Genomic DNA, 12559 nt, shown 5'->3' with positions numbered 1-12559 from the left:
CGCGAAATTCGAGGCCGAACTTTCGGCTTCGAATTTCGCGCGAAATTCGAATGGCTCAGGCCGGGTAGCGCATGACGAGGGTGGCCGTGGTGGCGTCGTCGGGGGCTTCGTAGACGTGGGGGACCGTGGCGTCGAAGCGGATGTAGTCGCCGGGGCCGAGGGTCTGCGGGTCCGATTCCGGTCCGGCGACGAGGGTTCCGGTGTGGACGTGCAGCTGCTCGATGACCCTGGGGTGGTGCGCCGGGGAGGTGTACCGGGTGCCCGCGCGGACGTGCAGCCGGTAGATCTCCAGGCGAGTCCGGCCGTCGTCGACGCTGTCCAGCAGCTCGACGTCGGCGGCGTGGCCGGAGATCTCGGGCCCGGCCGAGCGGTGGACGTGGAGCGCTCCCCCGTCTCGCGGCTCGGGTTCGGCGGCCAGCAGCCGGCCCAGGGGCAGGCCGAGGACCGTGGCGAGGGCGTAGAGGGTTTCCAGGGTCGGGTTCCGGTTGCCCGCTTCGAGCTCGGAGAGCGTGCCCTTGCCGATGCCCGCCTGCCTGGCCACCTCCGACAGCGACAGGCCGCGGCGGGTGCGGGCCGCGCGCAGGTTCTCCCCGACGAGCTTGACCGGTTCCACGGGCACCTCCTACCATCCCCGATCGTTCCATATACAGAACGGACGGGTCTCGTGCAGTTGCGTCAGCGGATCTCCGCCGCACCGGTCTCCACCTTGGTCGCCGGGGCCATCACCACCTTGGTCGGGGTGGTGAGCTCGGCCGCCATCGTCTTCGAGGCGGCGCGCACGCTGGGAGCCACACCGGCCGAGACCTCCTCGTGGATCCTGGCGCTGGGCATCGGCATCGGCGTCACCTCGATCGCGCTGTCGCTGCGCACCCGCGCGCCGATCGTGCTCGCCTGGTCCACGCCGGGAGCCGCGCTGCTGGCGGCGAGCGGGCACGGGCTGTCGATGCCGGAGGCCGTCGGCGCGTTCCTGCTGGCCGCGGCGCTGTCGCTGCTGGTGGGAGTGACCGGGCTGTTCGAGCGGGCGGTGAACCTGATCCCGCCGGCGATCGCCGCCGCGCTGCTGGGCGGTGTGCTGCTGCGGTTCGGGATCGACCTGTTCACCACGATGCGGGAGCAGTTCGCGCTGGTCGCGGCGATGCTCGTGGGCTACCTGCTGGGCAAGCGCTTCCTACCGCCCTACGCGGTGCTGATCGCGCTGGTCATCGGCGTGGCCGGGACCGCGCTCGGGGGCGGCTTGCGGGCCGGGGACGTCGACCTGGCGCTGGCGACTCCGGTGTGGACGTGGCCGGACTTCTCGGTGCACTCGGTGGTCGGCATCGCGATCCCGCTGTTCGTGATCACCATGACCTCGCAGAACCTGCCCGGCGTCGTGACTCTGCGGACCCACGGCTACACCACACCGATCTCGCCGGTGCTGTCGTGGACCGGAGCGGTGAACGTGCTGCTGGCACCGCTGGGGTGCTTCGGCATCAACCTGGCGGCGATCACCGCCGCGCTGGCCATGGGCGAGGAGGTCCACTCCGATCCCGGCCAGCGCTACAAGGCCGCGATCACCTCGGGCGCGTTGTACCTGGTCATCGCGGCGTTCGGTGCAACGTTGGCGAGCCTGATCGCGGCGTTCCCCGGCGCGTTGATCGCCGCGCTGGCCGGCATCGGCCTGCTGGACACGATCGGCGGTTCGATGGCCAAGGCCACCGCCGACACCGGGAGCCGCACCGCAGCGCTGATCGCCTTCCTGGTGACCGCTTCGGGCGTCACGGCGTTCGGCATCGCATCGGTCTTCTGGGGCCTGATCGCCGGGATCGGCGCGCACCTGATCGCCCGGAAGTTGTGGCGGGACGCCGTCGCGCCCCGCCACTGCCGGCATCAGCCGATGGTCGTCGTGGTCAGCGTCGGGTTGGGGTTCGGGAAGCACGCCGACGGGACGTCGACGTCGCCGATGATCGAGGACACGACCGCCGTGAAGGTCAGGCCCGGGTCTTCGTAGCTGGTCCCCGCCAGCTTGGTCTCGATCGTGCCGGACTCACCCGCGGTGAGGTGCACGGTGATGGTGGGGAGCTCGAACTCGCTGCCTCCGGCGATCGGGCCGTCGAGGTGCACCGTGGCGACGCCGTTCTCGACGTTGATGGTCGGCGGGTTCGGGCCCAGGTTCGAGCCACCGGCCAGTTCGGCCGAGACGAAGGTGGAGTTCGCCGGGATCGGGAGCCTCAGGTCGAAACCGCCGACCTCCTTGACGGTGTTGCCGTTGACCTCGCCCGGGATGGTGTTCACGGCCGGGTCGACGACGACGTCGAAAGCCGCTCCGGGAGCGACGGTCTCGGGAGCCGAGACATCGGTGCTCTGCTGCAGGGTGAACTGCTGGGCGCCCGTCGGCGCATCACCGTTGCAGTCGAAGTTGATGTCGAAGGGGGCCGCCACCGCCTGCGGGGCGACGGCGAGGGCTGCGGTTGCGGCGAAGGCGGCCGCGATGGCGGCGCGCTTTCCACTGAGGACGGACTTCATTGGCCTCTCCTGCACGATCGGTGGGAGTCGAAAAGTGCTGTCCGCGCGGCGAATTCGTAACCTACCCACGAGTAAATACCAGGTCAACGACGACGTTTTTGCCGGACTTACCACCTTTGACCCAGCGTCACCGAATTGGGCGAAACGAGCGTTCGCAACCGCCACCTCGACGAGCGCGACTGGCCTGACCAGCCCCGTTCGATCGGGATGAATCGGACGTCTGCTGACCCGCCGTGATCGCGTGGCCTCCATCCGGGCGACCCCGACATCACCCCCGCGCACCGGCCCGACCGGCCCCTCCGAACTGGGGCTAGCGCGACATACCGTCTAGTCGGTACGGTCCTGTCCATGGGTTCCAGTGCTGCCGGCCCGACCGTCCGCGCGGTCGTCTTCGACTACGGAGGTGTGCTGACCACACCCACCCGCGACTCGATCAACGCCTGGTTGTCCGAGGAGCGGATCCGCCCGGAGCTGTTCTCCGCCGCGCTCAAGGAGTGGCTCTCCCGCAACGCGCCCGCGGGCACGCCCGTGCACCTGCTGGAAACCGGGGAGCTCGACGCCGACGGCTTCAACAAGGCCATGGCCGCCCGGCTGCGCACCCTCGACGATCAGCCCGTCGCACCCGATGACCTGCTCGGACGACTCTTCGCGCGGATGCGCCCCGAACCGGCCATGCTGGATCTGGTGCGAGGACTGCGCGAGCGCGGAATCCGCACCGCACTGCTGTCCAACAGCTGGGGGAACATCGACGCCTACCCGTGGGAGCAGCTGGCGGGCCTGTTCGAGTCCACCGTCCTCTCCGGCCAGGTAGGGCTGCGCAAGCCCGACCCGAGCATCTACCGGATGAGCCTGGACCAGCTCGGCCTGCCCGCCGAGCAGACCGCCTTCGTCGACGACGGCGCGCCCAACGTCGACGCCGCCCGCGCCCTGGGCATGCACGCCGTGCTGCACACCGGCCCGGCGGAGACCCGAACCCGGCTGGCCGAACTGCTGCCGACCGGATCCGTACCGCAAGACGAGGAGATCAGGTGAACGCACCCGAGCCCGACGAGCTGCCCGGCCTCGACCTGCACAGGCTGCGGGCGTACCTCGACGTCGAGATGCCCGGCATGGTCACCGGCGAACTCACCGGCGAGCTGGTGCAGGGCGGCCGCTCGAACCTGACCTACATCGTCGGCGACGGCACCCGCGAGTGGGTCGTGCGCCGCCCACCGCTGGGTCACGTGCTGGCCACCGCGCACGACATGAGCCGCGAGCACCGGATGCTCACCGCCCTGGCCGATACCAGCGTGCCGGTGCCGCGCACCGAGCTGCTGTGCCAGGACGAGGAGGTGCTGGGCGCCCCGTTCTACGTCATGGAGTACGTGCGCGGCACCGTCTTCCGCACCGCCGAGCAGACCGAGACGCTCGACGAGCAGCAGCGCCAGGACTTGTCCTTCCAGCTGATGGACGTGCTCGCCGACCTGCACTCCATCGACCCGGCCTCGGTGGGGCTGGCCGAGTTCGGCCGCCCGGAGGGCTTCCTGGAGCGCCAGGTGCGCCGGTGGACCAAGCAGCTCAAGGCTTCCCACAGCCGCGAGGTCGAGGGCATCGACGAGCTGTCCCAGCGGCTGGCGGCCTCGGTGCCGACCAGCGGGCGCGTGGGCATCGTGCACGGCGACTACCGGCTGGACAACGTCATCGTCGGCGACGACCAGCGGATCAAGGCCGTGCTGGACTGGGAGATGGCCACCATCGGCGATCCGCTCACCGACCTCGGCCTGCTGGCGGTGTACTGGGAGGGCTTCAGCGGCCTGGAGAACAACCCGATCGCCAAGGGCGTCGGGCCGGAGCACGGATTCCCCAGCGCCAAGCAGCTCTTCGCCCGCTACGCCGAGCGCAGCGAACTGGATCTGTCCGATGTGGACTGGTACCTGGCGTTCGGCTACTTCAAGATCGCGGTGATCCTGGAAGGCATCCACTACCGCTTCATCCACGACCAGACCGTCGGCGAGGGCTTCGAGCACGTCGGTGGCCTGGTCGCTCCGCTCGTCGCGCAGGGCCTGGCGACCCTCAAGGAGGCATGAGAGATGGATTTCGCGTTCGACGCACGAACCGAGGAGCTGCGCGGTCAGCTGCTGGAGTTCATGGACTCGCACATCTACCCGGCCGAGCCGGTGTTCGCCGAGCAGATGAACGAAGGACCGGACCGCTGGTCGGCGCACCCGCCGATCATGGAGGAGCTCAAGGCCGAAGCGCGCAAGCGCGGCCTGTGGAACCTCTTCCTGCCCGGTGAGCACGGCGCGGGGCTGACCAACCTGCAGTACGCGCCGCTCGCGGAGATCATGGGCCGCTCCGGTCAGCTGGCGCCGGAGGCCACCAACTGCGCGGCGCCCGACACCGGGAACATGGAGGTGCTGGCGCAGTTCGGCACCGACGCGCAGCGCAAGCAGTGGCTCCAGCCGCTGCTCGACGGCGAGATCCGCTCCGCGTTCTGCATGACCGAGCCCGACGTCGCCTCCTCCGACGCGACCAACATCGGCACGCGCATCACCCGCGACGGCGACCACTACGTCATCAACGGGCGCAAGTGGTTCTCCTCCGGCGCGATGAGCCCGCGCTGCAAGGTCCTGATCGTCATGGGCAAGACCGACCCGGACGCCGAGCGGCACCGCCAGCAGAGCCAGGTGCTGGTGCCCAAGGACACCCCGGGTGTCGAGGTCAAGCGCGGCATGCACGTCTTCGGCTACGACGACGCCGACCACGGCGGTCACGCCGAGATCGTGTTCAACGACGTCCGCGTGCCGGTGGACAACGTCATCTCCGGTGAGGGCGAGGGCTTCGCGATCGCCCAGGCCCGGCTCGGTCCCGGCCGCATCCACCACTGCATGCGCGCCCTCGGCATGGCCGAGCGGGCGCTGGAGCTGATGTGCCGGCGCACCTCCGAGCGGGTCGCGTTCGGCAAGCCGCTGGCCGAGCAGGGCGTGGTGCAGCACTGGATCGCCGAGTCCCGGGTGAAGATCGAGCAGGCCCGGCTGCTGGTGCTCAAGACCGCGTGGCTGATGGACACCGTCGGCAACCAGGGCGCGCACACCGAGATCCAGTCCATCAAGGTCGCCGTTCCCGAGGTCGCCACCTGGGTCGTCGACCGCGCCATCCAGGCCCACGGCGGAGGCGGCGTCTCCCAGGAGTTCCCCCTGGCGGCGCTCTACGCCCACGCCCGGACCCTCCACCTGGTCGACGGTCCCGACGAGGTCCACCGCCGCTCCCTGGCCCGCCGCGAGCTCGGCAAGTACAAGAAGAAGTAACCCACCACCCCTCTCCCCCGTTACCCCAACGAACCCCCGCCCCACGACCCGACCGGATTTCAGTGGAAATCGGCCACCCGACTTCAGTGGAAATCCGGAACCGGACTTCAGTGGAAACCGGGAACCGGACTTCAGTGGAAATCCGGGGTTCGGTGGGGCGGGGTTGGAAACGCACAGAGCAGCGAGGAGTTGTCCATGGTTGAGAGTCGTGTCGCGATCGTCACCGGTGCCGCTCGCGGGATCGGCGCCGCCACCGCGAAGAGGCTGGCCGAAGACGGGTTCTCCGTAGGCGTCATCGACCTCGACGAGAAGGCCTGCGGTGACACCGTTTCGGCGATCGAGGCGGGTGGCGGCAAGGCGCTGGCGATCGGGGCCAACGTCGCCGACGCCGAGCAGGTGCAGGCCGCCGTCGACCGGGTCGCCGCCGAGCTGGGCGCACCGACCGTGCTGGTCAACAACGCCGGCGTGCTGCGCGACAACATGCTGTTCAAGATGTCCGAGGACGACTGGGACACCGTGATGAACGTGCACCTGCGCGGCTCGTTCCTGATGGCCCGGGCGGTGCAGAAGCACATGGTCGAGGCCAAGTGGGGCCGGATCGTGAACCTGTCGTCGACCTCGGCGCTGGGCAACCGCGGCCAGGCCAACTACTCCACGGCCAAGGCCGGTCTGCAGGGCCTGACCAAGACGCTGGCGATCGAGCTGGGCAAGTTCGGCATCACCGCGAACGCGATCGCCCCGGGCTTCATCGCCACCGACATGACCAAGGCGACGGCCGAGCGCGTCGGCATGTCCTTCGAGGACTTCACCACCGCCGCGATCTCGCAGATCCCGGTCGCGCGGGCGGGCAAGCCCGATGACATCGCCAACACCGTCTCGTTCTTCGCCGACGAGCGTTCCGGTTTCGTCTCCGGCCAGGTCATCTACGTGGCCGGCGGGCCGAAGGCGTGAGCACCGTGGACGCCACCGAGCTGCGCGGCCGGGTCCAGGAGTTCCTGGCCGCGCACGACCCGAAGAGCACCGACCGGCTGGAGTTCCTGCGCGCCCGGTTCGACGCCGGGCTGGCGTGGGTGCACTTCCCGGAGGGACTGGGCGGTCTGGGCGCGGCCCGCGAGCTGCAGGCCGACGTCGACGCCGCGTTCGCCGAGGCGGGCGCACCGGACAACGAACCGCACATGAACGTCATCGGCCTGGGCATGGCGGCCCCGACGATCCTGCGCTTCGGCGACGACGAGCAGCGCACGCGCTTCCTCCGTCCGCTGTGGACAGGTGAGGAGATCTGGTGCCAGCTCTTCAGCGAACCGGGCGCGGGCTCGGACCTCGCGGCGCTGTCGACCAGGGCCGTGCGCGACGGTGACGAGTGGGTCGTCGACGGGCAGAAGGTGTGGACGTCGCTGGCGCACCAGGCCCGGTGGGCGATCCTGGTGACCCGCTCCGATCCGGACCAGCCCAAGCACAAGGGCCTGACCTACTTCATCTGCGACATGACCGCGCCGGGCGTGGAAGTCCGCCCGCTGCGGCAGATCACCGGCGAGGCCGAGTTCAACGAGGTCTTCCTGACCGGTGTGCGCATCCCCGACTCGCAGCGGCTCGGCGAGGTCGGGCAGGGCTGGTCGGTGGCGCTGGGCACGCTGATGAACGAGCGCGTCGCCATCGGCGGCCGCACGCCCCCGCGCGAGAGCGGCCTGATCGGTGCCGCCGCCGAGCAGTGGCGGAGCCACCCGGAGAAGCGCACGCCGGGCCTGCACGACCGGCTGCTGGAGCTGTGGGTGGAGGCCGAGGCGCTGCGGCTGGCCAGCATCCGCCTGCGGCAGCAGATGGCCGTCGGCGAGCCGGGACCGGAGGGTTCGGCGATCAAGTCGGCCTTCGCCGAGCTCAACCAGCGCCTCACCGGCTACCAGCTGGAGCTGCTGGGCGAGGAGGGCCTGGCCTACGACGACCGGACGTTCCGCCAGCCGGAGTTCACCGACTTCACCAAGCGCGGGCCCGGTTTCCGCTACCTGCGGGCCAAGGGCAACACGATCGAGGGCGGCACGACCGAGATCCTGCGCAACGTCATCGCCGAGCGGATCCTCGGGCTGCCGCCGGAGGTCCGCACCGACAAGGACAAGCCGTGGAAGGAGCTGCCGCGATGACGGACCTGCTCTACACCGAGGTCGAGGAGGACCTGCGCTCCGGCGTGCGCCGGGTGCTGCGGGACCGCTGCGACTGGACGGCAGTCCTGGCCCGCGTCGAGACCGACGAGCCCTACGACCTGGACCTGTGGCGGTCGCTGGCCGGTGAGATGGGCCTGGCGGGACTGCTGGTGCCCGAGGAGCTCGGCGGTTCCGGCGCCACGGCTCGGGAGCTGTCGGTGGTGGCCGAGGAGGTCGGCCGCGCGATCGCTCCGGTGCCCTTCCTGAGCACCGTGCTGGCGACCGCGGCGCTGGCCGGCTGCGCCGAGGAGACCGCGCTGCCGCAGCTGGTGGACGGTTCGAAGGTGGGCACCCTCGCGGTCGGCCTGACGACCGTTCCGCACGCGTCGTTCCCGCAGTCGGTGAAGGCCGAGGACTCGGCGCTGACCGGCACGGTGTCGGCCGTGGTGGACCTGGAAGTGGCCGACTACGCGGTGGTTCCGGCCGTCGACACCGACGGTTCGGCGCTGTACCTGGTGGAGACCTCGGAGGCCACCCGCACGCAGGCGACGCCGCTGGACCTGACCCGCCGCTTCGGCACGCTCGTCCTCGACGGCACCGCGGGCGAGCGCATCGCCTCCGGCGCGGAGGCGGAGCGGGTCCTGCGCCACGCGCTGCTCACGGCGGCGGGGATGCTGGCGGCCGAGCAGGTCGGGCTCGCCCAGCACTGCCTGGACACCACCGTGGAGTACGGCAAGACCCGCTACCAGTTCGGCAGGCAGATCGGTTCCTTCCAGGCGATCAAGCACCGGCTGGCCGACCTGTGGACCAAGATCAGCACGGCGCGTGCGGTGTCCCGCAACGCCTCCGACGCGCTGGCCTCGGGCACCGACGAGGAGCTGGCGGTGGCGATGGCGCAGGCCTACGTCTCCGACCTGGTGGTCCACGCGGCGGAGGAGCACCTCCAGCTGCACGGCGGCATCGGCATGACCTGGGAGCACCCCGCGCACCTGTACCTGGGGCGCGCGAAGAGCTCCCAGCTCACCTTCGGCATCGCCGAGGCCCACCGGGCCCGCATCGCCGAACTCGTCGACCTTCCCGGAGGAAGCGCATGAAGGTTTTCACCAGCAAGGAAGAGATCCTCGCCGCCCAGGGCGAGCAGCTGGGCACCAGCGAGTGGCTGACCATCACGCAGGAGCAGGTCAACACCTTCGCCGACGCGACCCACGACCACCAGTGGATCCACGTCGACGTCGAGAAGGCGAAGCAGGGGCCGTTCGGCACGCCGATCGCGCACGGCTTCCTGACGCTGAGCCTGCTGCCGAAGCTGAACTCGGAGACCTTCCGGGTCGACAACGTCAAGATGGGCATCAACTACGGCCTGAACAAGGTCCGGTTCCCCTCCCCCGTCCCGGTCGGCGCGCGGGTGCGCGCGACGACGGAGCTGATCAGCGCCACCGAGATCGAGGGCGGCCTCCAGCTGGCGGTCAAGGCGACGGTGGAGATCGAGGGCGCCGACAAGCCCGCCTGCGTCGCGGAGTTCCTCTCCCGCGTCCTGCTCTAGAGGCGGTTCTGGCGAGTTGTGGGGTGGTCCCCGCGTAAACCCCCCCACTTCTCGTTTCGGCCTCACGGCTGGATGTGGATGTCCATGCCCGGTCCCAGGGGGAGGTCGGCGAAGTAGAAGACCGTCATGACCAGCGCCCACAGCAGCCAGAACGGGACCACGAAGGGCACCATGCGGGCGACCAGGGTGCCGATGCCCGCGCTCGGTTCGTAGCGGCGCAGGTAGCCCAGGATGATGATCATGTACGGGTTCAGCGGCGTCATGATCTGCGTCGCCGAGTCACCGACGCGGAACGCCGCCTGGGCGAAGCCGGGTTCGAAGCCCAGCAGCGCGAACATCGGCACGAACACCGCCGCCATCAGCGTCCACAGGCTCGACCCGGAGATGATGAACAGGTTCAGCAGCGAGGCCAGCAGCATGAACCCGAGGAACGCCGGATACCCGTCCAGGTGCATCGACTGCAGCAGGTCCGCACCCGAGACCGCCACCAGCGAACCGAGGTTCGTCCAGTTGAACAGCGCGATGAACTGCCCGAGCATGAACGCCAGCACCAGGAACCCGGTCAGGTCGCGCAGCGCGAGCGCCATCAGCCGCGGCACGTCGGCGGCCCGGGTGATGGAACCGGCCTTGGCGCCGTAGGCGATCGCCGGGACGGCGAAGCCGAGGAAGATCAGCGTCGTCACCGAGTCCATCAGTGGCGAGTCCGGCAGGAACCCGCCGTCTTCGTTGGCCAGCGGCGAGCCCGGCCAGAACACCAGCAGCAGCACCAGCGCGGTCGCCACCAGGAACGACGTGCCGGCCCACAGCAGGCCGCGGCGCTCGGCGGGTTCCAGCGCGACCTTGAGATCGGACTCCTCACCGTCGGCGACCTCGGCGGGAACGCCGTTGCGGATCAACCTCGGTTCGATGAGCCGGTCGATGAGGAACCCGGCCAGCAGCCCGAGCAGCACGGCCGAGACGGCGTTGAAGTAGTAGTTCGACACCGGGGTGACCAGCGTTCCCGGGTTCGGCAGCGTCTCGGCGACCTTGTTGCTGATCCCGGAGAACAGCGCGTCCAGGCTCGTGACCACGATCGACGTCGAGTACCCGGCGCCGGTGGCGGCGAACCCGCCCAGCAGGCCGGCCACCGGGTGGCGGCCCGCGGCCTTGAACACCAGCGCCGCCAGCGGCGGGACGATGATCATCGAGGTGTCGGCCATCACGCTCGCGCTGACGCCGACCAGGCCCACCGCGTACGGCAGGACCGAACGCCGGGCGTTGCCGAAGGACGACCTGATCAGCGCGGTCAGCATGCCGGTGCGCTCGGCCAGGCCGACCGCGAGCATGATCGTGACGACCGTTTCCAGCGGCGGGAACCCGATGAAGTTCTCCGCCATCGTCGTGAACAGGAACTCCAGGCCGTCGCCGGTGAAGGCGCCGCGGATCGGCGTCGCCTCGTCGGAACCGGGGATGGTGACCGAGACGCCGAACGCCGATATCGCCGTGGACACCACCGCGACCAGCAGGAACAGCAGTCCGAAGAGGATGAACGGGTCGGGGAGCTTGTTGCCGATCCGCTCGATCAGGTTGAGCACGCGGTCCAGGCGCGGTGAGCGCGCCGATTCGATCTCGGTCAAGGGTGACTCCCGTCGGCCTCGGGACATGCCGGCGTCAGCCAACCTCTCCGCCCGCCGGGCCACAAGCCCCGCGGGCGGAACGAAACACGACCGAGAACTACGGTCTCAGCGAGTCCAGCAGGAGGTCGGCGAAGTGCTCGCCGACCTCCTGACCGGTGAGCTTGCCGTCCTCGCGGAACCAGGTCCCGAGGTGGTGCACGGCGCCGAAGAAGAAGTCCACCACCAGGTCCGCCGACTTGTCGGTGCGGAACACCCCGGTCTTCTGGCCCTCCTCGATCAGGCCGCGCACGCGCTCGTGGTAGCGGCGGCGCTCGGCGCGCACCTCGGCCTGCTTGTCGGCGTGCAGCAGGTGCATCGACCGGAAGAAGATGATCGTGTCTTCCAGGTTGGCCGTCGTGGTGGCCACGACGTCCGACGCCGCGGCGTGCAGCCGCTCCTTGACCGGCGAGTCGCTGTCGGCAGCGCTCTCCAGCCGCGCCTGCTGATCGCGCAGCACCCGGGCGTAGATCTCGTAGAGCAGGTCGTCCTTGGAGCCGAAGTAGTGGTACATCGCGCCCTTGGTGACGCCCGCGGCATCGACGATCTGCTGCACCGAGGTGGCTTCGAAGCCCTGCTCGGCGAACAGCCGGGTGGCTACGGCCAGCAATCGTTGCGGAACCGGCTCGGTGCCCGCCTCCGTGCCCGTGCGTGCGTTGGCCGACCGCGCCATCTCTGTTCCTCCCCTTGTCGATGCCCTCGGGCAAGCCTAGTCGGGTCGCTACTCGACCTTTCGCTGCAGCTTGCGCATGCCCGCCTGCCAGCGCTCCGGCTGGCCCGCCCGCAACGCGTAGTAGTCGGCCACCTCCGGGTGCGGCAGGATCAGGAACTCCTCGCCGCCCAGCTTCTCGGCCACCATCTCAGCGACATCGGTGGCCTCGATGGCGGTGGCACCCATCAGGATCCGCCCGGTCTCGCCGGTGGCCTCCAGCAGCTGGGTGCGCACGCCCTGCGGGCACAGCGCCTGCGCCGTGATGCCCTTGTCCGCGTAGGTGATGTTGAGGTACTCGGCGAAGGCGACCGCGGCGTGCTTGGTCACCGAGTACGGCGCGGACCCGAGCATCGTGAGCAGCCCGGCCGCCGAGGCGGTGCCCAGGAAGTGGCCCTCGCCGCGCTCCAGCCAGTGCGGCAGCACCGCGCGGGCCGCGCGCACGTGGGACATCACGTTGACCTCCCACGACGCGGCCCAGGCCTCCTCGTCGGCCTCCGGCCCGCCGTTGCGGCCGATGCCGGCGTTGGCGCAGAACACGTCGATCCGGCCGTGCTCTCCCATCGCGGCGTCGACGAGCTCGGCCACGCCCTGCTCGCCGGCGGCGTCACCGGGCACGGCGATGCCGCCGACCTCGTCCGCGACCACGCGGACGGCGTCCGAATCGAGGTCACCGAGAACCGTTCTCGCGCCGAGCGCGGCGAACTTGCGGGCCATCGCGGCACCGATGC

General features: G+C 70.0%; 12 protein-coding genes and 1 pseudogene. 8 read left to right on the top strand and 5 right to left on the bottom strand.

The features are described from left to right. Window positions 1–55 precede the first annotated feature (55 nt). Window positions 56–613, bottom strand: coding sequence for a helix-turn-helix domain-containing protein (locus KBO27_RS06850; protein ID WP_210969072.1), 558 nt, complete (start codon window positions 611–613; stop codon window positions 56–58). Window positions 614–664: 51 nt separating this feature from the next. On the opposite strand from KBO27_RS06850, the pseudogene KBO27_RS06845 reads away from it, so the two are divergent. Continuing rightward, window positions 665–1807 (top strand): annotated as a pseudogene (locus KBO27_RS06845) (benzoate/H(+) symporter BenE family transporter); the annotation flags it as partial. A 59-nt stretch (window positions 1808–1866) separates the two neighbouring features. On the opposite strand, the gene KBO27_RS33465 reads toward KBO27_RS06845, so the two are convergent. Continuing rightward, window positions 1867–2502, bottom strand: coding sequence for a cyclase (locus KBO27_RS33465; RefSeq protein WP_246536371.1), 636 nt, complete (start codon window positions 2500–2502; stop codon window positions 1867–1869). A gap of 348 nt (window positions 2503–2850) precedes the next feature. Here KBO27_RS33465 and KBO27_RS06840 point away from each other — a divergent pair, with 348 nt between their 5' ends. The 7 genes from KBO27_RS06840 (at window position 2851) to KBO27_RS06810 (ending at window position 9467) form a co-directional block, all read left to right on the top strand. After that, on the top strand, window positions 2851–3534 hold the full coding sequence (locus KBO27_RS06840; RefSeq protein ID WP_210969070.1) for an HAD family hydrolase: 684 nt from the start codon (window positions 2851–2853) through the stop codon (window positions 3532–3534). Then, window positions 3531–4568: a phosphotransferase family protein gene (locus KBO27_RS06835; protein WP_372448828.1), complete on the top strand. Its 1038-nt coding sequence runs from the start codon at window positions 3531–3533 to the stop codon at window positions 4566–4568. Before KBO27_RS06840 ends, KBO27_RS06835 begins: the two co-directional genes overlap by 4 nt. A gap of 3 nt (window positions 4569–4571) precedes the next feature. After that, window positions 4572–5789, top strand: a complete 1218-nt coding sequence (locus tag KBO27_RS06830) for an acyl-CoA dehydrogenase family protein (RefSeq protein WP_210969069.1) — start codon at window positions 4572–4574, stop codon at window positions 5787–5789. 195 nt (window positions 5790–5984) lie between these two features. Beyond that, window positions 5985–6740, top strand: a complete 756-nt coding sequence (fabG, locus tag KBO27_RS06825; RefSeq protein WP_246536370.1) for a 3-oxoacyl-ACP reductase FabG — start codon at window positions 5985–5987, stop codon at window positions 6738–6740. Then, complete coding sequence (locus KBO27_RS06820; RefSeq protein ID WP_307870268.1) at window positions 6737–7924, top strand: acyl-CoA dehydrogenase family protein; 1188 nt, start codon at window positions 6737–6739, stop codon at window positions 7922–7924. Before fabG ends, KBO27_RS06820 begins: the two co-directional genes overlap by 4 nt. Next, window positions 7921–9018 (top strand): acyl-CoA dehydrogenase family protein, encoded by a 1098-nt coding sequence (locus KBO27_RS06815; protein ID WP_210969067.1) that lies wholly within the window; start codon window positions 7921–7923, stop codon window positions 9016–9018. The genes KBO27_RS06820 and KBO27_RS06815 overlap by 4 nt, the downstream gene beginning before the upstream one ends. Then, entirely contained in the window at window positions 9015–9467 is a 453-nt protein-coding gene (locus KBO27_RS06810) for a MaoC family dehydratase (RefSeq protein ID WP_132676815.1), read from the top strand. The genes KBO27_RS06815 and KBO27_RS06810 overlap by 4 nt, the downstream gene beginning before the upstream one ends. Window positions 9468–9529: 62 nt before the next feature. On the opposite strand, the gene KBO27_RS06805 is transcribed toward KBO27_RS06810, so the two are convergent. The 3 genes from KBO27_RS06805 to KBO27_RS06795 all read right to left on the bottom strand — a co-directional run bounded on the left by KBO27_RS06805 (window position 9530) and on the right by KBO27_RS06795 (window position 12545). Further along, a complete protein-coding gene (locus KBO27_RS06805; protein ID WP_246536368.1) occupies window positions 9530–11083 on the bottom strand; it encodes an AbgT family transporter in 1554 nt (517 codons plus the stop codon). Between the two features lie 97 nt (window positions 11084–11180). Further along, window positions 11181–11792 carry a TetR/AcrR family transcriptional regulator gene (locus tag KBO27_RS06800; RefSeq protein ID WP_132683539.1) on the bottom strand — a complete coding sequence of 204 codons (612 nt, stop codon included), beginning with the start codon at window positions 11790–11792 and terminating at the stop codon, window positions 11181–11183. Between the two features lie 48 nt (window positions 11793–11840). Then, entirely contained in the window at window positions 11841–12545 is a 705-nt protein-coding gene (locus KBO27_RS06795) for an SDR family oxidoreductase (RefSeq protein WP_210969267.1), read from the bottom strand. Window positions 12546–12559: the final 14 nt, after the last annotated feature.

Source organism: Saccharopolyspora endophytica (genome assembly GCF_018070075.1).
GTDB lineage: Bacteria > Actinomycetota > Actinomycetes > Mycobacteriales > Pseudonocardiaceae > Saccharopolyspora > Saccharopolyspora endophytica.
The sequence above is the reverse complement of the archived record's forward strand: the minus strand, read 5'-3'. Positions and strand labels throughout refer to the sequence as shown.